Origin of the sequence: Shewanella putrefaciens, assembly GCF_016406325.1 — a bacterium.
GTDB classification, from domain to species: domain Bacteria; phylum Pseudomonadota; class Gammaproteobacteria; order Enterobacterales; family Shewanellaceae; genus Shewanella; species Shewanella putrefaciens.
The window spans coordinates 1,714,884-1,735,980 of sequence record NZ_CP066370.1 but is presented as its reverse complement, the minus strand read 5'-3'; the positions used below and the strand labels follow the sequence as shown (position 1 = coordinate 1,735,980).

The window sequence follows — 21,097 nt, the reverse complement described above, 5'->3', positions numbered from 1 at the left end:
ATTTAAAAGTGTGCTCTTGCGCACATTTTTATCTAGCCTAACATTAAACGATAATAAAAAAACACCCTATTTTCAGCGCTATTTTGATCAATACGTTAAAAGAGGCCTTCAATTTCACTCGGGTAACCTTGTGGTTGCTAGACGAAAAACGGTGAATAAGTTTCGAGATGAGATGTTACTCGTTAGATAAGGATCTGTTCATAAAAAAGAGGCGTTAAATATCGCTATTGACTCAAATGAAAGACGACGCGTGATTAACGCCTGTAAACTAAGTGTTAGCTGATAAATCAAGTTAAAAATGGCACAAGCGTGTCATTTTTAACCAGCGTAATATCAAAAGCCATGGATGCTATTACTCACCCTAAACCAGCCCGCAATACTATTACGCTGTGCTCGAGTTTGAGTGACCTCATGGGGAAAGCGTTCACTGAGAAAAATCACAAAATGCCCCATTTTTGGGGGGATTCGTTCTAATTCATTATCCTCTTCATCATAAATAATCAATTCACCACAATCGGCTTCTTTCCAGTTAGGATTCAAAAAAAACACTGTGGTTAAGATACGATTTTGGCTACCTTTTAAGGCATCAACATGCTTTTTATAGAATGCCCCTGGCTGATATACCGCATAATGACTTTCATAATCAAATAACCCCATAAATAAGCGACGATTTAAACCGTTTTTTAACTGTGTCATCAAGTCAAGATACAAGATATCTGGCTTATTCTGCTCATCTAGCCACTGGATCCTATCGCGGCGAATATCTGGGTTTAATTGTTGTTCCACACCGCGGCCTATTGAGGCCGCTTTCAACTCATATAAATCTGTAGCTTGAATTTTATCTAATAAAACTTGGCTAATATTATGAGGAACTAAGTCCGTTAAAAGTATATAGCCTTTATTTACCAAGGCGTCAGCGATCACATCCAGCACTGCTTCACTCAATTGCGAAACCATTTATGCTACATCCAAAAAAGAAGCTACGCTTTTGCTGTACTCAAGGGCTCAAAGAAGGGAGGGTTGAGCCTGATTTTCGAGGGGCGTCGATACGAGATATAGAACATATCCCACAGTCAAATCTGGCAGGATTCTAGAGTAAAGACCTAGGAAATACAATAAAACAAAAAAAGGCCTGATAGGTTACCCATCAAGCCTTTTGTTACTGCAGATCAAACTTAATTCACTAAACCACGGCGTTTTAATAAGGCATCCGTTGTCGGCTTTTGACCTGTAAACTGAATATAGTTTTGCATTAAATCTTCACTATTACCTTTAGATAAAACGGTATTACGGAATTTATCACCATTGTCCTGATTTAGCCCTCCATGTTCACCCATGTAAGCAAAAGCATCGGCAGCAAATACTTCCGTCCAAAGATAAGCATAATATCCAGCAGAATACCCACCTGCAAAAGCATGACTAAAATAACTCGATTTATAGCGTGGTGGAATTGGCGCAAAATCAAGACCATGTTTAGCTAAGACTTGATGTTCAAACTGCTCTACATCGGTAATTTGAGTATCAGCACTGATAGAGTGCCATTCCATATCTAATAAGGCCGCTGACAGATATTCAACAGTATCAAAACCTTGGCCAAACTTATTTGCTGCTAAGATTTTATCAAGCAACGCCTTTGGAATAGGCTCCCCTGTCTGGTAGTGTTTCGCATAGTTCGCAATCACAACGGGGTCAATATTCCAATCTTCGTTAACCTGTGACGGGAACTCCACAAAGTCACGCGCGGTTGATGTACCTGCCACACTGGGGTATTTCACCTGTGAGAATAAACCGTGGATCCCGTGGCCCATTTCATGGAACATGGTCGTTACTTCATCGAAGGTCATTAATGTTGGCCCATCGGCAGGCTTTGGAATATTAAGCGCGTTATAGACAACAGGTTTAGTGCCGAGCAAGCCGCTTTGAGTCACGAACTCATCCATCCACGCGCCACCGCCTTTGCCTTCACGGGCATATGGGTCTAGGTAGAATAAACCAATAGAACTGTTATCTTTATCAAAGACTTCAAAGGCTAATACGTCGGGATGCCACACAGGTAAATCAGTGCGCGCTTTTAAGCTAATGCCATACAGTTTATGCATAGCGAAAAACAGCCCGTCTTTCAGTACAGTATTAAACTCGAAATAAGGCTTGATGCTGCTTTCATCAAGGGAGTATTTCTCTTTACGTACCTTGTCGGCGTAGTAAGCCCAATCCCAAGGTTGCAACTCAAAATCACCGCCCGCCTTTTTGATTTCAGCCTGAATATCAGCCGCTTCCACTTTGGCGCGTGCTAAGGCTTTTGGCGCTAAATCATCGAGAATTTCATACACCGCGGTAGGAGTTTTCGCCATTTGATCGGCAACGGCATAAGCTGCCCACGTATCGAACCCCAGTAAGTTGGCTTTTTTAGCGCGAATTTGCGCCATTTTCACAATTAACGGGCCATTCGTTATCACAGATCTGTGAGCCGAAGCTTCCCATACTCTTTGGCGCAGCTCACGATGACTCAAACTTGAAAGCACAGGCTGACGTGTCGTGTTGACTAAGGTAATCAAGTAGCCCTCTTTACCCGCAGCTTTGGCGGCTGCGGCTAAAGTGGCAATTTCGCTGTCGGATAAACCCGCTAACTGGGCTTTATCGGTCACGATAATCACATCATCTTTAAATGATTTTAAGCTGTTTTGTGAAAAGTCTGTCGCTAAAGTGGCAAGCTCTGCATTATAGTCGCGCATCTTCGCTTTATCTTCGGCTGACAACTTAGCGCCAGCGCGGACAAACTGCTCATAGTAATATTCAACTAAACGCTGATCTTCCGCATTCAAACTGCTCTTTTGTTGATAAACGGTTTCAACACGGGCGAATAACGTCGGATCGAGGTAAATATTATCTCGGTGGGCAGCTAGCTTAGGCGCAAGATCCGCTTCAGTTTTCTGAAAGGTATCATCAGAAATCAACCCTGCGAGATTAAAGAATGTTCGCGATACGCGCGTTAACAATTCACCCGAAGTTTCCATCGCGAGAATCGTATTGTCAAAACTGGCCGCTTGTTTGTTATTCACAATCGCAGCGATTTCTGCATCGTGAGCTTTAATACCCTGCTCGAAGGCCGGAGCATAATCTGCAGACTGAATAAGATTAAATTGCGGCGCTTGATCCTGCAGTGGACTCTTGCTCAGCAGCACATGAGTTGCTTCAACTTTGGCGGCGGGTTGAGTCGCAACGGCATTGGGTGCTTTATCATGGTTTACGGTGGACTGGTCTGAACAAGCCCCCAGTAATAAAGCTGCAGCTACGGCTGTAGTAATAACGGACTTACGCATATTGGCTCCCTTGAATGTTGCTGCCCTTTCGATTGTATTTTTAAGATGAAAGGTGCGCGCAAATGGATTTTGGCTTTCGGTTTACAACAGTCTGTTTTAACGAACTTGTGTAGCTTCGTACGTCAATTTCGATTAACTACCTTAACAAGTTACGCGCATTTCAGCCAAGTTTTACCCGCCCAGAGCACAGCTAATTTGTATCACTTTATGTGTATTACCCGTCTAAATATGCCGGTGCCAACGCTACGCTAAACCTAACTCACCTCAATCAAGCTAAGAGACATGCGAACATAAGTGGTCAACATTAGCTAAAATTTGATGTAAAAGAATTATTTAAAAAAATTCTTCTGAAATTTTAAGTCAAATATTCCCGACATAGACAAGGGGCTGAGCAAATAAAATGCCATTCCAATAACAAATATTAATTCTTCTTAATAAACTGTTTACTGTAATTATTTAAACATTAATGTAACAAATAAACAGAGTAAACGGCTCGCTATTTAGACAAGTAAACCTTGAGTCACAATTTGAAACAGCTTTTATCCGATTAATGTCACATTCAGATCATCAAATGTCTTTATAATTCTCACTCGTTAACTTGGCAACAAATTAACCTAACAGTTAAATTACGCTGAATTAACAGGATGATGAGCATGTTCCTTTTCGGAGCATGCATTGGGGTCAAATAAATATAAATAGAGATAACTATGTTAAATAAGAAAATACTTGCAGTGATGATCACTGCCGCCCTTGGCGTGAGTGCCTGTGGCTCAGATGATGACACGATTATTCAACCTGATGACCGTGTCGTTCAAGCAGATTTACGGGTGCTAGAAACCACAGATTTGCACACAAATATCATGGATTTCAATTACTACAGTGGTAAAAATGATCCAACTATCGGTCTAGCTCGCACTGCAAGCTTAATTCACGCTGCACGCAGTGAAGCCAAAAACAGTGTACTCGTTGATAATGGCGATCTGCTACAAGGCAGCCCAATGGGCGATTATATGGCTAAAGTTGGCCTGCAAATGGGTGATATTCATCCAGCCTATAAAGCCATGAACCTATTAGATTATGAAGTCGGTAATATCGGTAACCATGAATTTAACTATGGTTTAGATTTCTTAAATAAATCCATTAGTGGTGCAGATTTCCCTTATATCAACTCAAACGTTTATTGCGCCGACGATAATGGTTGCTGGAATGAGGTTAAAAAAGGTGAGCATTTATTCACCCCTTATCTCATCAAACAAAAAAATATTATCGACAGTGAAGGTAATAATCAAACCATTAACATTGGTTATATTGGTTTTGTGCCACCGCAAATTCTATTGTGGGATAAACAAAATCTGACGGGTAAAGTCACGGTCGAAGATATTATTGAAACCGCGAAAAAATATGTCCCCGAGATGAAAGCAAAAGGTGCCGATCTTATTATCGCCATCCCTCATTCTGGTATTGGATCAACTGAAAATCCTGGCGATCCTATGGCTGAAAACGCCACTTATGCGTTGACCTATATCAACGGCATAGATGCGATTCTCTTTGGTCACAGCCATTCCATCTTCCCAGATGCTAAGTATGCTGACTTACCTAATACCGATGTCACTAAAGGCTTACTGAACGGCATACCTGCAGTTATGCCAGGACGTTGGGGTGATAACTTGGGAGTGGTTGACTTTAAACTTGAGCGTAAAGATGGTAAATGGCATGTCCTTAGTGCCAAAACGCAAGCTCGCCCTATCTATAATGGTACAACTAAGGAAGAGTTAGTTAGCCAAGATCCTGCAATTAGAGATGCAGTCGCAGCAGAACACCAAGGCACCCTCGCTTTTGTGGATGAACCTATCGGCGTTGCCGCAGCGGACATGTACAGCTTCCTGACCTTAGTGCAGGACGATCCAACGGTACAAATCGTGTCCGATGCACAAATCGCTAACGTGAAAGCAAAATTACCTCCGGAATTAAAAGATCTGCCAGTGCTATCGGCCTCAGCTCCTTTTAAAGCGGGTGGTCGCCACGGTACAACCAGCGATGCCGATCAATTTGTGCAAGTTGATAAAGGCCCACTGACCTTTAAAAACGCCGCCGATCTGTACCTATATCCCAATACTATGGTGGCAGTCAAAGCGACAGGTGCAGAGTTAAAAGATTGGCTCGAGTGCTCAGCGAACCAATTCAATCAAATCGATCCAACAAAAACCACCCCACAAAGTTTAATTAACTGGGATGGTCATCCAACCTATAACTTCGACGTACTCGATGGCTTAACGTACAAGATAGATGTAACTCAACCGAGCAAGTTTGACCGCGATTGCGCCGTCGTTAATGCCAACGCAAACCGTATCGTTGATTTAAGCTATAAAGACGAAAACGGCAAAGTCATCACAGGTGAAGAATTTGCCGCGAAAGCGTTTATTGTCGCCTCAAATAACTACCGTGCCTTTGGCGGTAAGTTTGCAGGTACGGGTAGCGACCATGTGGTGCTTGAACTACCTGACACTAACCGTGAAGCGTTAGCGGCCTATATCACAGCGCAATCTCAGTACAACGAAACCACTGGCAAATACGAAGCTATGGTAAATCCAAGTGCCGATTACAACTGGGATTTCAAAACCATCAGCACTAACGTCACCTTAGATGTTCGCTTCGAAACCCAAGACAGTGACAAAGCCGCAGCCTTTATCGAAGCTAACAAGCAACGTGAAATGAAGAAGATCAGCAAGGATGAACTGGGTTTCGCCGTTTATAGCATCAACCTAACCAAATAAGCGTTCAATCCCGAAATATCATACTCAAAAAGGCTCCTCGTGAGCCTTTTTTACTCTCAATGACAAAACCAACCTTAATGGACGGCTCCTATAAATGGTTTATCGCTATTTATCTGATCTTGATCCACACTAGAATTAACCCTGCTTTCGCAAAATAACTGCCCTATTATTTAGCAACCGACTCGCAATAACAGAGAAAGTGTATGAAGTATCAATCAATCCTATGTACTACGGCGCTAATACTAACCACTGTGCAGCCAGCAACCGCCGAGATTACTTTGAACCTGCCTAAAAATGCTGAAGTGTTAACGGTCAATGGTAGGCCCGCAGTAAAGAGTGACTCTCTCATTTTAGCCGATGGTATTAATCAAATTGCCTTTCGCTATAGCGTGCAATATCGGCAACAAGCAGAGACGGTACGCTATCAGTCTGATGTGCTTATTGTCCGTTTTGATGCATCAACACAGACACTCACACTGAGACTTCCCGCCATCAACTCAGCCAGAGATGCAAAAAAATTTGATGAGTCCCCCAAGCTGGCGCTATTAAATGCTCAAGATGAAACCGTGAGTTTTACCAGCGACATATTAGTTAAGCATGGTATTCAACTGGGACGGGATTTCGAACACGAAATATTGCAGTACAACCTTAGCAATCAACCTGCTTCATTAAATCTCACTATGAATACCGAGACAACAATACCAAACAACGCAATAGCGGTATCGTCGACAACAGCAATTTCAGCAAACCAGCCACCAGTGCATCAAGCTCCCGCGGTTAAATCTACAAGCTTGATCGCGATTGAATCGACAATTTCAAGATCCAACGATCAGTCTTCGCAAACAACTTCTGCCACCACACCTAGTCAAGCGGAAATTAGTCAAATGCTGGATTACTGGTATAAACAGGCCAATGAAGACACTAAAGCTAGCTTCAAAGCAAAAATCAATCAAAGGTGATTCGATTCATTTAACATATGAGTTTGAAACTAAGGAGATTTATTAGTGGTGGGTCGTGAAGGATTCGAACCTTCGACCAATTGGTTAAAAGCCAACTGCTCTACCGACTGAGCTAACGACCCATCTGGATATGGCGATAAAATGGTTCACTTATTTTATGATTAACAATCTAAAAATAAGTGGTGGGTCGTGAAGGATTCGAACCTTCGACCAATTGGTTAAAAGCCAACTGCTCTACCGACTGAGCTAACGACCCATCTGGATATTGCGGTATATTACTCACCTATTTTGTTATTAATAACCAAAAATAAGTGGTGGGTCGTGAAGGATTCGAACCTTCGACCAATTGGTTAAAAGCCAACTGCTCTACCGACTGAGCTAACGACCCATCTGGATATTACGATAAAACGGCTCACTTATTTTATGATTAATAATCTAAAAACAAGTGGTGGGTCGTGAAGGATTCGAACCTTCGACCAATTGGTTAAAAGCCAACTGCTCTACCGACTGAGCTAACGACCCATCTGAATATTGCACTGATTTATACACTTTCAGTAAAGTGGTGGGTCGTGAAGGATTCGAACCTTCGACCAATTGGTTAAAAGCCAACTGCTCTACCGACTGAGCTAACGACCCATCTGTTGTCACAACTATCCCACTAAAAACCACTAACTTATTCTATTTAATAGAGTAAGTGGTGGGTCGTGAAGGATTCGAACCTTCGACCAATTGGTTAAAAGCCAACTGCTCTACCGACTGAGCTAACGACCCATTTACTGGTATTTTGCGCCCCGAACGACCTCGCCGCTCTGAGGGCGCCTATAATACCTTTTTCATCTTCCCATGCAAGCGCAAATTCCCATTTTTTTGTCGTTTGCATGAAAAACAGACTAAGAGTATGTTTTTTAGTTAATTACACTTTAATTGCAGCCAATTGCTGCTGGGCAATACGTGCAGCAGCGCTGTTTGCGTAGTCTTTCACGACTTGTTGGTAATACTGAGTGGCACCCGCTTTATCGCCTGTTTTCTCTGCGATCATGCCAAGTTTGACTAAACTATCACCACGTTTATTTGAATCGCTAAAACGCACAACGACAGTATTAAAGGCTTGCTTAGCTTCAGCAAACTCACTCTTATTAAATAATAATTGGCCCAGCCAGTAGTTAGCATTGGCTGCATACACTGAATCTGGATACTGTTTAATAAAAGCTCTAAATGCAGGAATAGCATCGTCATACTTACGTTCTTTCAAAACTAAGTTAACGGCGCTTTCATAACTTGCGGTTTCACTTAAGCTACTTGCGGCGGCATTGGCTGTAGCAACAGAAGGTGTCGATGTTGCAGCAGAAGCGGCTGGAGCGGCAGAAGCTTTTGAGGATAAATTCGCTACATCATCATAAAGTTGACGTTGACGCTGTTGCATCTGTTCTATTTGATAATTCTGTTGTTCGGTTAAACCACGTAATTCGAGAACTTCCTGCTGCAACGTATCCAGACGACGCTGCATTTCTAGTTCGCTTTGTTGTCTTGATTTAACGATGCGCTCTAAACGAGCGAGTCTGTCATCACCTGAACCACCAGCAATATCTTCCACAGGAGCAGGTGCTGCTACCGCAGCACCTGCGCCAAGGAACATTGCCGTAATTAAGACGGCACGTTTCATGGTGTTACTCTCCGTAATTCAATCTTAGTAAACTAAAACTGCACGACGGTTTTTGCCAAAACCTTCATCAGTGCGAGAAAAATCAAGAGGTTTTTCTTCGCCATAGCTGACAACACTCATTTGGCTAGGTTGTACGCCCATACCTTGTAAGTATTTAGCAACCGCTTTAGCACGACGCTCACCTAGTGCAATGTTGTACTCTGGAGTGCCACGCTCATCCGCATGGCCTTCAATCAGTACACGTACACTTGGGTGTTCTACCAGATAAGTACCATGGGCTTCTAATATAGCGGCGAATTCAGTTTGAACTTCACTACGGTCGAAGTCGAAGTAAATGATGTGCTCTCTTCTTAACTCTTCCAATTGCTGACGTTGTTGCTCTTCTGGTGACAGCATACCGCCAATACCACCGGTTTGAACGCCACCACCATTCAGTCCGCTACCAGAACCGTTTGTTGAGCCCATTGCATCAGTTTCTGATTCAGAAGTTGAGCTACATGCACTAATAGCCATAATTGGAAGTGCTACCAACATAGCTTTTAACAACTTGTTCAGATCCATTACGTGTTCCTTATAAAATTAAATGTTAATAAATCAGTGTAATACATTAGAGAAACGGAGACCAAGAAGGTGATTTCACCTCACCCTGACCTACCGGTAACCTTGCTTTAAAGCGTCCGTCCGTTGAAACGGCAGCTAAAACTTGTTTGCCTTGGTGCGTAGTACCATAAATCACCATAGTACCATTAGGTGCCACGCTTGGAGACTCATCCAAACGTGTCGAAGTCAGCACCTGCATAAAACGCGTATTGAGATCCATACGCGCAATGTTAAATTTACCATTTGTTCGATTAACAAAGATCATACTACGCCCATCGGGAGTAATAGATCCACCGAGGTTCCATTCACCTTCAAAGGTTTCACGAGTCACCTTGCCAGAAGCTAAATCTACGCGATATAACTGGGGTTTACCACCACGCTCAGAGGTAAACAACAGAGATTTACCATCAGGATACCAAGAGGGTTCTGTATCAATTGCATAATGGTTTGTAATGCGTTTAATGGCCTTTGTTGCAATATCAATCACGTATATTTCAGGTTGACCATCCTTAGATAAAGTTACAGCTAAGGATTTTCCATCGGGTGAAAATGCTGGAGCACCATTAATACCAGGAAAGCTGCTCACCTTAGTACGTACTTGGGTATACAGATCTTGTACAAAAATTTCGGCTTTCTTGTTTTCAAAACTCACATACGCCAAACGACGTCCATCAGGAGACCATGTCGGTGACATCAAAGGTTCTGGTGAACGTAATAACATTTGCTCGTTAAAGCCGTCATAATCAGCAATCATCAACTGATAGGGTGCTTTTTGCGTATGGTTTACAACTACGTAAGAGATACGCGTTAAAAATGCTCCGCGGATACCCGTCAATTTCTCATATACAATATCGCTGATCCTATGCCCATATTGGCGAAATTGTGCCGCTGAAATGACGGTTTGGCGACTGTCCATTAAAAACTCAGTTGGACTGGCAGCCCCTTTTAAACTTTGGTTTTGCGCTTTAACAAGATCAATTAGATCAAAACTAACAAGATATTGATCAGTGCCATAGGGCTTAACTGAGCCTAAAACCAAAGCCTCTGCGCCCACACTCCCCCAAGCACTCGCTTGAAATTGCGCCACAGCGCCAATATTACGCTGAGGTAATCCTAACTCGTCTAATGGTTTAAAAGTGCCACTACGCACAAGATCTGACATAACAACATCAGCGATGGCTTGAGGTGGTGCGCCAGTACCTTGCCATACAAAAGGCATGACCGCGATAGGACGAGCAGCATCAATACCTTCAGTGATCACAATATCCAATGCCGCTTTTGTGGGGGTGGTGCATAGCAGTACTGCCAATGCTAACCATTTGGCCAAAATTTTCATGGGACTCCTTTAATTAAACGTTGGTTCAACGATTAAGTTAATTTCTTTCATCAAGTTATAAACCGCAGGATCCGGAGAGACAGGCAGTTTACCCGCCTTCAAAATCGCCGCTTTAGTCGCCCGACAAACATTTGCATCGCCGCCATCTGTTTGGCTACTGATCACAAATCCATCGTTAGCTAAACGCACAGACACTTTACAACTCTTTCCTCGCATTGACTCATCAACAACCAGATTGCGTTGAATAGTCGACTTGATCATGGCGGTATATTTACCGACCTCGCTCTGCATCTGCTTATTCATCGTTTGCGACAACGCCGCCTGCTCTGCGGCTAACGCATCGGCCATTTCCTGCTCTTGCTGTGCTCGAGCCTTGGCTTCTGCATCAGCTTTACGTTTACGTTCAGCTTCTTCCTTCAGTTTACGATCAGCTTCTTCTTTCTTTTTGCGTTCGGCCTCTTCTTTTTGCTTACGCTCAGTTTCGGCCTTCGCTGCAGCGGCTTCTTCTGCTTTACGCTTTTCCGCTGCTTTTTGGGCCGCTTCTTCAGCCACTTTACGCTCTTGCTCTTTCAGCTTACGGTCGGCTTCGGCTTTCTGTGCCTTTTCCTTTTCCTGTTGCTGTTTCACCTGTGCAACTTTGGCAGCTTCGTTAGCCTTTTGGGTTTCAATCTCTTGCAGTTTACGTTCTTGCTCCAACTTTTTAAGCTGTGCTTGTTCACGTTCACGTGCTTGCCTTGCCTCTTGCGCTTTGCGTTCAAGCTCAGCTTGGCGTTCTTGTTCACGCCGTTCAGCTTCACGTTTTTCTTGCTTAATCTTTTCAACCTGATTAGCGACTTTCTGCTGATCAACCATAACAGCTTTTACCGCAGGGGCGCTAACTTGTTGCACGGGTTCAGGTTTATGGGTGAAGTCAACGCCAATCGCTAAAATAATTATCACACCAATATGAATACCTGCTGAAATTGACAGAGGTAATGCAACATTTGAATTATCCGCCACCTATTTCTCCTTGGGTGAATCCGTCATCAAACCGACTGAGGGTACGCCTGCACCTTGTAAGGTCACCATCAACTGAATCACTTTATCGTAAGGAATATTTCTATCGGCCTTGACCACGACTGGGCGTTCAGGCTCTGTCACCATAATGGCCGCTACAGCTGTAGCAAGTTCTTCCAAATCCATTTCTTCATTGTTCGAACCACCTTTATTTAGAAAGTAATCACCGTCGCCATCAATGGAGGCAACAATAGGTGGCTTACTATCATTGGGTAACACTTCCGCCGCCCCTTGAGGCAGCTCAACTTTAACGCCTTGAGTCACTATGGGTGCTGTTACCATAAAAATAATTAACAGCACTAGCATGACATCGATATAAGGCACCACGTTAATTTCAGCAACGGGGCGACGACGTTTACGCTGATAAGCTGGTTGCATTATACCCCTTCCTTCTCGCTGTACGCTTGGCGATGCAAAATACTGGAGAATTCTTCCATAAAGTTTGCGTAGGCCATTTCCAATTTATCCACTTGAGTCGAGAAACGGTTGTAAGCAATAACCGCTGGAATTGCCGCAAATAGACCCATCGCCGTTGCAATCAATGCCTCAGCAATACCTGGAGCGACCATCGCTAATGTGGCGTTTTCCATAGAACCAATGGCAATAAAAGAATTCATGATCCCCCACACAGTACCAAATAAACCGATATAGGGACTCGTTGAACCAATAGTCGCTAATAACGGTAAGTTAGCTTCTAACTTTTCCATTTCGCGAGAAAGCGTCACACGCATGGCACGGGACGTACCGTCCATCACAGCATCTGGCACTTTGCTATTTAATTTATTTAAACGTGAATACTCTTTAAAACCAGTCACGAATAATGACTCTAAGCCAGTATTATCGGGACGAGCAGATAACTCTTTATACAGGCGGTTTAAATCTACGCCCGACCAAAATTTATCTTCAAATTTTGCCGATTTACCTTTTGCTGATGATAATAGGCTACGGCGTTGTAAAATCACCGTCCAAGACATCACTGACAAGGCAAGTAAAGTGAACATCACAAATTTCACTAATAAACTGGCTTGTAAAAATAACCCAACAATCGACATATCAGCTTGCACTGTCAAACTCCTGCACAATATTTAAGGGAATTGCTCGGGGACGCATTCGTGAAAGCGCAACACAAACAACCAGCACTGTGCCTTCACAATAACATTCACCCTGATGATCAACCAAGCGTTGATGAAATACCAACGAGGCCTTTTTCAACTCTATGACCTTAGTTTCTACAATAAGGTTCTGTTCAAAACGTGCAGCTTTTCGAAAATCGAGTTCAGCACGCTTAACGACAAATGCTGTGTCGTCAGCCAACAGTGCAGTCTGACTTACACCAAGGGCTTTTAACCACTCGGTTCTCGCACGCTCAAAAAAGTTGAGATAGTTCGAATGATAGACAACGCCGCCAGCGTCGGTGTCTTCGTAATAGACTGATATAGGCCAATGAAACGTCATTTAATGAAAGCAAGTTTTGGTTGAAAAATTGACGCTACTATACCTAGGGAAACAAGACTTGTGAATGACCCTATGAAGATATAGATAGGAATAGCGCGGGTTTCAGATGAATTGGAGCAATTGTAAAACACAATGGGGTCAAACGACCCCATTTTATTAACATAGTTAGTTATTTTGCGATAGTTTGTGGCAGCGTCAAACCAAAACTTTGCCACAGGAAGCTATAAATATCGGCAAACTCATCTATCTTCATTGCCGTTGGTTTACCTGCTCCGTGGCCCGCATTGGACTCAATTCGCATGATCACAGGCTTGTCTCCTTGCTGTTTGTCTTGCAGCATGGCCGCAAACTTGAAACTGTGTAAGGGTACAACACGATCATCATGATCGGCTGTCATTACCATAGTGGCAGGATAAGACTGTGCTTTAACATTGTGGTATGGCGAATAAGCCAATAATGCAGGAAATTGCTCCGCATTATCAGCACTACCATATTCACTTGTCCAAGCCCAACCAATAGTGAATTTATGGAAACGCAACATATCTAAAACACCTACAGCAGGTAATACTGCAGCGAACAGTTCTGGCCGTTGTGTTACTGCAGCCCCCATCAATAGGCCACCGTTACTGCGACCATAGGCACCAAGTTTAGATGTATTTGTATATTTCTCATTAATCAAGTATTCGGCTGCGGCAAAATAATCATCAAACACATTTTGCTTTTTATCAAACATCCCTGCTTGATGCCAACTTTCTCCATATTCGGCACCGCCACGTAAACTGGGTACAGCATAAATACCGCCCATATCTAACCAAGCAATATTGGCTGGACTAAAACGCGGGGTCATCGAAATAGCAAAACCACCATAGGCATAAAGTAATGTTGGATTTTGACCGTTTTTCACTAAGCCTTTCTTATAGGAAAGCATCATAGGCACTCGTGTGCCGTCTTTGCTGGTATAAAAAACTTGCTCAGAAATATAGTTATCAGGATTAAACGAGACTTTGGGTTTGGCAATAACGGTTGATCCGCCAGTTTTAAAGTCAAACTTATAGGTGGTTTCGGGTTGAATATAGCTGTTAAATACATAGTAAAAATAGTCTTTACTGGCTTTGCCAAAAGGCCCTGTCACATTACCAAGACCTGGTAACGCGACATCTTGACGCTTCTGACCACCCATGCTGTAAATCGATAATTGACCTAATACATCGTGTAAATAACTCACCACTAAATGGTCATTAATAATGGCAACATTATTAATTGGATCCTTTGACTCAGGAATAATCGTTTGCCATTGGGATTTATCGCTATTACGGGTATCAATCGCAATCACTTTACCGTTAGGAGCATCTAAATCGGTTTTAAAATAAAACACCGAACCATCATTACCTAAAAACTCATATTCAGCTTCTAAATTGAGGATCAATTCCACTACTTGAGATTTAGGCTCAAACAGCGATTTATAGAAGAAGCGATTGCGTTTATCTGTACCTTGTGAAATAGATAATAATAAATATTCACCTTGTTCCGAAACATCAATTTTAAAGCCCCAATCTTTATTTTGAGGGCGTTCGTAAATCAATAAATCCTGACGTTGATCAGTACCTAATGTGTGGTAATACACTTTTTGATTAAAGTTGACATCGGCTAATAAATCACCACCAGCGGGGGCATCATAGCGAGCATAAAACACCCCTTGGTTTTCTTTATCCCAAACCGCGTTAGAAAATTTAATCCACTTTAATTCGTCCGACAGCTTTTTACCTGTAGCTACGTTGATAAACTGCCACTGTTGCCAATCAGAACCTGAATTAGACACCCCATAAGCTAAAATTTTACCATCATTGCTAACAGAGACCCCTGATAGTGCAACAGTGCCGTTTGTTGAAAGTTTATTTGGATCAAGTATTGGTTTTTCAACACCATCACGGCCTTTTACATACAAGACAGATTGAGCCTGTAAACCATCATTGCGGTAGTAGAATTGATTTTCACCATGCTCAAAGGGAGCTGAAACCTTCTCGTAATTCCATAACTCAGTAATACGTTCAACAACAGCTTGTTTATTGGGTATTTTGGCTAAATATTCTTGACCAAAAGCTTGTTGTGTTTTTACCCATTTTTCTGTTTCTGGCGTGTTTGCTTCAAGATGACGATAAGGATCCGCCACCGAAATACCATGAATAGTTTCAACTAAATCGTCTTTATCCGTTTCAGGATAAACAAACTTATTGCTACTCGCTTGTTGCACCTCAACTGAATGTTGTTCAGGAGTATTGCCACTTTGGCAAGCACCAAGCGCCAGTCCTAGTGTGGCGACTAGCAAACCTTGCTTTGCAAGGTGAAATCTTACTGCCATCTCATTATCGTCCTTCTTGTGGTTTCGGGCTTAACGCCTTTTTCAGCAAGTACTATACAAGCTAAAATCTCCATGGCAATCCCGTAATCTCATTACGCTTTTTTTAAGACCGTTAATGGATTTAATAAAGTGGTAACAAAGATAAGCTGATTGAAATGTATTTTTATGCACTTAAACTGATTGATAAGTTATTAATGAAGGTAAATAGTGACTTAAGTGAGCTAGATCACTTAATAGTCCATTAGATTTGCTAATGTATACAGGCAATTTTTCTCGTTTGTTTTGTGTAATGCCAAGCACTAGAATAGCCTTGTTTTCAGGAAGTATCTGTCTTCAGATATTGAAAACAAGAACTTTTAAGCTGATGTGTTCCCAACATGTCAGTTTCATCCCTGGTTCTTATGCTTGACTTCCTTCCTTCAATTTGTTGATTGCAAATGCATTATTTTGCGGCCCACTTAGATTAAGTGGGCTTTTTTTATCCCGTGTAAAATAATAATGCCAAGCATAATACTTGGCATTAATAACACATCCCCATACAAAATGTCTTGCTGACTACATTGGTTTACTTATCCTGATCACGACTCGGCGATTACGGGCCCTTTCATCTATATCTTCATTTGAAGCTACATGACGCCGCTCACCATGACCAACCGTTAAAATACGATCTTGAGGGATACCACTGGATAGGAAAAACTCTTTCACCGACTCAGCGCGGTTATCTGACACTCTTTGGTTAACCGAACGGCCACCATAACTATCGGTATAGGCATCCACCAGCACCAGTTCAACATTAGGATCATAGGCCAGATATTCCTGCACCCGTGTTAGCTGTTGCTTAGAAAAACGCGTTAAGTCAGTCCCGCCTTCATTATAATTAAGTACGGTGAACGCTATATCCTCAAAACTATAAGGTAATAAGTGAGCAAGACAAGCCTTAAACTCGGCATATTTACGGCCAAAATTAGCCGCGGATAACCCAACTGCAATTTTAGTCGATTCGTTATACCAATCCGCATAATAAAATGTGGGCTGCATACCACGGCTTAGTTCGTCTAACATTGACCAAGCTGCACGCTTAGGCACTTCACCGTTAAAATATTTTTGATAGCGTAAAGAAGTGATTTCTTTAGATACCACACCAGGACGCCATTGGGGTGAACGACTAATTAACTGTGCTTGAGTCACTTGGTCCGGTTTAAGCCACATATCTAACGTGAAGTTAAGATTCAGTTGTTTACCCGCCTCACTGGTAAAAATAGCTTTACCATAGGATGGAATATCATGCTCAAGACGACAAACGATAGGAGAATTCTCAGTAACCCGCCATTGGGAATTATTTAACGAGGCCACATAATGGCGCAACTCTGCCGTTGCAGTTGCAGGAACGCATAAAATTGATACTAATATCAGTTTTCGCCACATAGCCTTTACTCATGATTAATCGGTTACATGGCTTTATCGGCAAACTATTTAGTTCCTTTAGCTTATAAAACCACCAATCAAGCATGACACACCCAAGTGCATTTAGCATAATAGCGCCCTGTGAATTTTATTGGGTATCTTAATGAGCGACATTTGCGACGCGAACAAATTGAAACACCGATTTCGAGGCTACTTTCCGGTAGTCATTGATGTCGAAACGGCGGGCTTCAACTCTCAAACGGATGCGTTGCTGGAAATAGCCGTCACCCTGCTGAAAATGGATGATGAGGGCATGCTAGGCATTGATAAAACCTTGCACTTCCATATAGAACCATTTGAAGGCGCCAATTTAGAACCTGCAGCACTCGCTTTTAATGGGATAGATCCTAACAATCCATTACGTGGCGCTGTCAGCGAAAAAGAGGCATTTTTAGACATTTTTAAAGCTGTCAAAAAGGCACAAAAAGCTGCTGATTGTCATCGCTGTATTATTGTGGCCCATAATGCCGCTTTTGATCATGGTTTTGTCAGTAAAGCGATTGAGCGTTGTGACTTAAAACGCTCACCATTTCATCCTTTTGCCACCTTCGATACCGCTACACTCGCAGGACTTGCTATTGGTCATACCGTTTTAGCGAAAGCATGTATGATGGCAGGTATTCCCTTTGACAATAAAGAAGCCCACTCAGCGTTATATGATACTGAACGCACAGCGGAGCTCTTTTGCTACATAGTCAATCGCTGGAAACAATTAGGCGGTTGGCCTTTACTGGCAGCAGCAGGTGCGCAAGATGCTGAAAGTGACACTGAAGAATAAGCTCAATCACTGAAGCTAGACTTATTCAATAAAAACAAAAAGCTGCCAATTGGCAGCTTTTTTATTCACTCGCTCTATTCGATTACAGAGAGCTTGCGTTTTCAGACAGGTAAGCAGCAACACCTTCAGTGCTTGCGTTCATACCTTTGTCGCCTTTTTCCCAACCTGCTGGGCAAACATCGCCGTGCTCTTCGTGGAATTGCAGTGCATCGATCATACGTAGCATTTCATCGACGTTACGGCCTAATGGCAGATCGTTAACCACTTGATGACGAACCATGCCTTCTTTGTCGATAAGGAATGAACCACGGAACGCTACGCCCGCATCAGGATGCTCAACATCGTACGCTTTACAGATTTCGTGTTTAACGTCAGCTACTAGCGTGTATTTAACTTGACCAATGCCGCCTTTTTCAACTGGAGTATTACGCCATGCATTGTGAGTGAACTGAGAATCGATAGACACACCGATCACTTCTACGCCACGTTTAGTGAACTCTTCCATGCGGTGATCAAAGGCAATTAACTCTGATGGGCAAACGAAAGTGAAGTCAAGTGGATAGAAAAATACGACTGCTGGTTTACCTTTAATTGCAGCAGTTAAGTTAAAGCTATCTACGATTTCGCCAGAACCTAATACCGCCGCAGCAGTGAAATCCGGAGCCGGACGGCCTACTAATACGCTCATTTTATATCTCCATCTATGAGTTGAACTAACTATAAAGTAAGACACTCCCCCTAAAACCCCTCTTATTGGCGCAAAAGGCTTCAAAGTGGAAAATGCTTAAGGGGTGTACTTACCAATCAAATCTTTAGGCATTATAAGTCGTACATCGTGCCTTACAACCTATTTAAGACCAATATCACATTTTTCAAGGGCTATTCGATTTTAATGATTAAGGATAGAGCAATCTGTTTAACTCATACCCAACGTCATCCACATTCAATGAACACGCTAACGCCAAGCGGATCACATTCTCAGATATTTTGCAGAATAATTCTCGCCAAACTGGACAGACACAGCCTTTGCAGTCAAAAATACGCCCTTTGGTTTACAGAATTAAGAAATTGACTATGAATGCAGTCGTAATTGCAGTGTGTTTAATGTTGGCACTCAGTTTGTTTAGAGTGAATGTGGTGATCGCTCTGACCGTTAGCGCCCTTGTTGCAGGGTTGATTGGCGGTATGGATCTTCATCAAACCATAGACGCCTTTAATACCGGTTTAGGTGGCGGCGCACAAATTGCGCTCAGTTATGCATTATTAGGTGCCTTTGCCGTCGCACTATCGCACTCAGGATTAACGGCACTTATCTCTAAATCTATTATCAGCAGTTTAGGCAAAGAGCCTAATGCCACAAACACTCATTGGGTCCGTTGGTTACTGCTATTGTCGCTGCTTGCTATGTCGATGGCCTCACAAAATATTTTGCCAATCCACATTGCTTTTATTCCAATCCTCGTACCGCCACTATTACATGTGATGTCCAAACTGAACATTGACCGTCGTCTAGTCGCTTGTGTGCTTACGTTTGGGCTTGTCACCACCTATATGATTTTGCCAATTGGTTTTGGGGGAATTTTTTTAAATGATATTTTGCTATCAAACCTTACCAGTAATGGCTTAGTCGCCGTGCGGGATCAAATTCCTCCTGCCATGTTAATCCCTGCTGCGGGTATGGTAGTAGGCTTACTGACGGCTGTATTTATCAGTTACCGTAAACCTCGGATATATGAAGATGCTAAAGCGGTCATGGCGGCACCAGAAGAAAGCCTTAATAAACGTAATATCGCTATCGCTGCGTTAGCAATTCTTGCGACGTTGTTTGTACAACTTGAAACCGACTCAATGATCTTCGGTGCCTTAGTCGGTTTTATGATTTTCAGTTTTTCAGGTGCATTAAAACACGTTGCCGACCAAGATATCTTCAATCAAGGCGTGCGCATGATGGCAAACATCGGCTTTATTATGATTTCTGCCGCAGGTTTTGCTGCCGTAGTAAAAGAAACGGGAGAAGTCGGTACACTTGTTGCGTCACTTGGCGAGATGATTGGTGACAATAAAGCCCTTGCTGCTTTTTTGATGCTCGTTGTCGGTTTGCTGATCACGATGGGAATAGGTTCATCCTTCTCGACTATTCCTATTATTGCGACTATTTACGTGCCTCTCGCATTAAGTTTTGGTTTTTCTGTAGCGGCAACAATTGCATTAGTTGGTACAGCGGCAGCATTAGGTGATGCGGGATCACCTGCGTCAGATTCCACCTTGGGCCCCACAGCAGGTTTAAATGCCGACGGCCAACACGATCATATACGTGATAGCGTAATCCCAACCTTTATTCACTACAATATTCCGTTGTTAGTGTTTGGTTGGATTGCCGCTATGGTGCTATAGCCGTTAACAACGGGTCAATGTAAACACAAAACAAAAGGCCGAATCGCAATGCGATTCGGCCTTTATGATCAAACACCCTAATATTAACAGGCTATATGAATCGTCATGCTAAGCTGAAAGGACGATTACTTAGTACCAAAAATTTTATCACCTGCATCGCCAAGACCTGGCAGGATATAACCTTTCTCGTTTAAGCATCTATCGATAGCCGCAGTATATAACTCGATATCAGGATGCGCTGCTTCTAAGGCTTTAATGCCTTCAGGCGCAGCCACTAGCACTAAGGCCTTAATTGAAGTACAACCGCGCTTTTTCAATAAATCGACGGTCGCAATCATAGAACCACCGGTAGCGAGCATTGGGTCAACAACTAAGGCGATACGCTCGTTCATATCACTCGCCAGCTTCTCAAAATAAGGCACAGGCTCAAGGGTCTCTTCATCACGGTAAATACCCACAACAGAGATGCGCGCACTTGGAATGTGTTCGAGTACACCGTCCATCATACCCAAACCCGCACGTAAAATTGGCACGACAGTGACTTTTTTACCTTTGATTTGATCGACTTCAACCGGACCATTCCAGCCTTCAATCGTAACAGTTTCGGTTTCGAAATCTGCGGTAGCTTCATAGGTTAATAAACTGCCCACTTCAGCAGCCAGTTCACGGAAACGCTTAGTGCTAATGTCACCTTCGCGCATTAGGCCGATTTTGTGACGCACTAACGGATGTTTAACCTCGACAACTTTCATTTTTCTCTCCTACTTTTGTTCGCGGATATTATTTTTTGAGGCAAATTTTTCAGATTCTAGTTGATTTGTTTATTGGGTAAAACATAAAGTTTTGCCATTCGGTCTAATCGTGAGCGATCTCCCAAGAAAAGGTTTCCACTGGTTAAGATACGCGCGCCTATTTACTCTTTTGTGACCAATTACACAG

General features: G+C 42.7%; 17 protein-coding genes and 6 tRNA genes. 4 read left to right on the top strand and 19 right to left on the bottom strand.

Annotated elements, in window-relative coordinates:
- Positions 1–333: 333 nt before the first annotated feature.
- Positions 334–957, bottom strand: coding sequence for a 2OG-Fe(II) oxygenase (locus tag JEZ96_RS07735; RefSeq protein WP_011789695.1), 624 nt, complete (start codon positions 955–957; stop codon positions 334–336).
- Positions 958–1,175: 218 nt separating this feature from the next.
- Positions 1,176–3,320 carry a M3 family metallopeptidase gene (locus JEZ96_RS07730; RefSeq protein WP_011789696.1) on the bottom strand — a complete coding sequence of 715 codons (2,145 nt, stop codon included), beginning with the start codon at positions 3,318–3,320 and terminating at the stop codon, positions 1,176–1,178.
- 707 nt (positions 3,321–4,027) lie between these two features.
- Here JEZ96_RS07730 and JEZ96_RS07725 point away from each other — a divergent pair.
- Together JEZ96_RS07725 and JEZ96_RS07720 are read left to right on the top strand one after the other, a co-directional pair.
- On the top strand, positions 4,028–6,094 hold the full coding sequence (locus JEZ96_RS07725; protein WP_025008779.1) for a bifunctional 2',3'-cyclic-nucleotide 2'-phosphodiesterase/3'-nucleotidase: 2,067 nt from the start codon (positions 4,028–4,030) through the stop codon (positions 6,092–6,094).
- Between the two features lie 203 nt (positions 6,095–6,297).
- Positions 6,298–7,053: a YccT family protein gene (locus tag JEZ96_RS07720; RefSeq protein WP_025008780.1), complete on the top strand. Its 756-nt coding sequence runs from the start codon at positions 6,298–6,300 to the stop codon at positions 7,051–7,053.
- Between the two features lie 46 nt (positions 7,054–7,099).
- On the opposite strand, the gene JEZ96_RS07715 is transcribed toward JEZ96_RS07720, so the two are convergent.
- The 15 genes from JEZ96_RS07715 to motY all read right to left on the bottom strand — a co-directional run bounded on the left by JEZ96_RS07715 (position 7,100) and on the right by motY (position 16,947).
- Positions 7,100–7,175, bottom strand: a tRNA-Lys gene (locus JEZ96_RS07715).
- A gap of 58 nt (positions 7,176–7,233) precedes the next feature.
- Positions 7,234–7,309: transfer RNA gene (locus JEZ96_RS07710), tRNA-Lys, on the bottom strand.
- A 56-nt stretch (positions 7,310–7,365) separates the two neighbouring features.
- Positions 7,366–7,441 (bottom strand) — tRNA-Lys (locus JEZ96_RS07705).
- Positions 7,442–7,499: 58 nt separating this feature from the next.
- Positions 7,500–7,575 (bottom strand) — tRNA-Lys (locus JEZ96_RS07700).
- 38 nt (positions 7,576–7,613) lie between these two features.
- Positions 7,614–7,689: transfer RNA gene (locus tag JEZ96_RS07695), tRNA-Lys, on the bottom strand.
- 59 nt (positions 7,690–7,748) lie between these two features.
- Positions 7,749–7,824 (bottom strand) — tRNA-Lys (locus JEZ96_RS07690).
- Between the two features lie 142 nt (positions 7,825–7,966).
- Positions 7,967–8,716 (bottom strand): tol-pal system protein YbgF, encoded by a 750-nt coding sequence (gene ybgF, locus JEZ96_RS07685; RefSeq protein WP_011789699.1) that lies wholly within the window; start codon positions 8,714–8,716, stop codon positions 7,967–7,969.
- 24 nt (positions 8,717–8,740) lie between these two features.
- Positions 8,741–9,277: a peptidoglycan-associated lipoprotein Pal gene (gene pal / locus JEZ96_RS07680; RefSeq protein ID WP_011789700.1), complete on the bottom strand. Its 537-nt coding sequence runs from the start codon at positions 9,275–9,277 to the stop codon at positions 8,741–8,743.
- Positions 9,278–9,323: 46 nt separating this feature from the next.
- On the bottom strand, positions 9,324–10,652 hold the full coding sequence (gene tolB, locus JEZ96_RS07675) for a Tol-Pal system beta propeller repeat protein TolB (RefSeq protein ID WP_025008264.1): 1,329 nt from the start codon (positions 10,650–10,652) through the stop codon (positions 9,324–9,326).
- A 9-nt stretch (positions 10,653–10,661) separates the two neighbouring features.
- Complete coding sequence (tolA, locus tag JEZ96_RS07670; protein WP_014610343.1) at positions 10,662–11,651, bottom strand: cell envelope integrity protein TolA; 990 nt, start codon at positions 11,649–11,651, stop codon at positions 10,662–10,664.
- Complete coding sequence (tolR, locus tag JEZ96_RS07665) at positions 11,652–12,086, bottom strand: protein TolR (RefSeq protein WP_011789703.1); 435 nt, start codon at positions 12,084–12,086, stop codon at positions 11,652–11,654.
- A complete protein-coding gene (tolQ, locus tag JEZ96_RS07660) occupies positions 12,086–12,772 on the bottom strand; it encodes a protein TolQ (protein WP_011789704.1) in 687 nt (228 codons plus the stop codon). Before tolQ ends, tolR begins: the two co-directional genes overlap by 1 nt.
- Positions 12,762–13,163, bottom strand: coding sequence for a tol-pal system-associated acyl-CoA thioesterase (ybgC, locus tag JEZ96_RS07655; RefSeq protein WP_011789705.1), 402 nt, complete (start codon positions 13,161–13,163; stop codon positions 12,762–12,764). The genes tolQ and ybgC overlap by 11 nt, the downstream gene beginning before the upstream one ends.
- A 169-nt stretch (positions 13,164–13,332) precedes the next feature.
- Complete coding sequence (locus JEZ96_RS07650; RefSeq protein WP_011919106.1) at positions 13,333–15,522, bottom strand: prolyl oligopeptidase family serine peptidase; 2,190 nt, start codon at positions 15,520–15,522, stop codon at positions 13,333–13,335.
- A 555-nt stretch (positions 15,523–16,077) separates the two neighbouring features.
- Complete coding sequence (gene motY / locus JEZ96_RS07645; protein ID WP_011919105.1) at positions 16,078–16,947, bottom strand: flagellar protein MotY; 870 nt, start codon at positions 16,945–16,947, stop codon at positions 16,078–16,080.
- Between the two features lie 142 nt (positions 16,948–17,089).
- On the opposite strand from motY, the gene rnt reads away from it, so the two are divergent.
- Entirely contained in the window at positions 17,090–17,764 is a 675-nt protein-coding gene (gene rnt / locus JEZ96_RS07640) for a ribonuclease T (protein WP_011919104.1), read from the top strand.
- Positions 17,765–17,846: 82 nt separating this feature from the next.
- Here the strand turns inward: rnt and JEZ96_RS07635 are convergent, their stop codons facing one another.
- The gene (locus JEZ96_RS07635; RefSeq protein ID WP_011789709.1) at positions 17,847–18,452 is read right to left on the bottom strand and encodes a peroxiredoxin C; all 606 of its coding nucleotides are present in this window, start codon (positions 18,450–18,452) and stop codon (positions 17,847–17,849) included.
- A 386-nt stretch (positions 18,453–18,838) separates the two neighbouring features.
- Here JEZ96_RS07635 and JEZ96_RS07630 point away from each other — a divergent pair, with 386 nt between their 5' ends.
- Positions 18,839–20,158 carry a Na+/H+ antiporter family protein gene (locus JEZ96_RS07630; protein WP_011919103.1) on the top strand — a complete coding sequence of 440 codons (1,320 nt, stop codon included), beginning with the start codon at positions 18,839–18,841 and terminating at the stop codon, positions 20,156–20,158.
- A gap of 125 nt (positions 20,159–20,283) precedes the next feature.
- On the opposite strand, the gene upp is transcribed toward JEZ96_RS07630, so the two are convergent.
- Positions 20,284–20,910, bottom strand: coding sequence for a uracil phosphoribosyltransferase (gene upp, locus JEZ96_RS07625; protein ID WP_011789711.1), 627 nt, complete (start codon positions 20,908–20,910; stop codon positions 20,284–20,286).
- Between the last annotated feature and the right edge of the window lie 187 nt (positions 20,911–21,097).

Excerpts from the sequence above, each read along its gene's own strand:
- JEZ96_RS07735 (WP_011789695.1), bottom strand. The coding sequence starts at position 957 with ATGGTTTCGCAATTGAGTGAAGCAGTGCTGGATGTGATCGCTGACGCC.
- JEZ96_RS07730 (WP_011789696.1), bottom strand. The coding sequence starts at position 3,320 with ATGCGTAAGTCCGTTATTACTACAGCCGTAGCTGCAGCTTTATTACTG.
- JEZ96_RS07725 (WP_025008779.1), top strand. The coding sequence starts at position 4,028 with ATGTTAAATAAGAAAATACTTGCAGTGATGATCACTGCCGCCCTTGGC.
- JEZ96_RS07720 (WP_025008780.1), top strand. The coding sequence starts at position 6,298 with ATGAAGTATCAATCAATCCTATGTACTACGGCGCTAATACTAACCACT.
- ybgF (WP_011789699.1), bottom strand. The coding sequence starts at position 8,716 with ATGAAACGTGCCGTCTTAATTACGGCAATGTTCCTTGGCGCAGGTGCT.
- pal (WP_011789700.1), bottom strand. The coding sequence starts at position 9,277 with ATGGATCTGAACAAGTTGTTAAAAGCTATGTTGGTAGCACTTCCAATT.
- tolB (WP_025008264.1), bottom strand. The coding sequence starts at position 10,652 with ATGAAAATTTTGGCCAAATGGTTAGCATTGGCAGTACTGCTATGCACC.
- tolR (WP_011789703.1), bottom strand. The coding sequence starts at position 12,086 with ATGCAACCAGCTTATCAGCGTAAACGTCGTCGCCCCGTTGCTGAAATT.
- ybgC (WP_011789705.1), bottom strand. The coding sequence starts at position 13,163 with ATGACGTTTCATTGGCCTATATCAGTCTATTACGAAGACACCGACGCT.
- JEZ96_RS07650 (WP_011919106.1), bottom strand. The coding sequence starts at position 15,522 with ATGGCAGTAAGATTTCACCTTGCAAAGCAAGGTTTGCTAGTCGCCACA.
- motY (WP_011919105.1), bottom strand. The coding sequence starts at position 16,947 with ATGTGGCGAAAACTGATATTAGTATCAATTTTATGCGTTCCTGCAACT.
- rnt (WP_011919104.1), top strand. The coding sequence starts at position 17,090 with ATGAGCGACATTTGCGACGCGAACAAATTGAAACACCGATTTCGAGGC.
- JEZ96_RS07635 (WP_011789709.1), bottom strand. The coding sequence starts at position 18,452 with ATGAGCGTATTAGTAGGCCGTCCGGCTCCGGATTTCACTGCTGCGGCG.
- JEZ96_RS07630 (WP_011919103.1), top strand. The coding sequence starts at position 18,839 with ATGAATGCAGTCGTAATTGCAGTGTGTTTAATGTTGGCACTCAGTTTG.
- upp (WP_011789711.1), bottom strand. The coding sequence starts at position 20,910 with ATGAAAGTTGTCGAGGTTAAACATCCGTTAGTGCGTCACAAAATCGGC.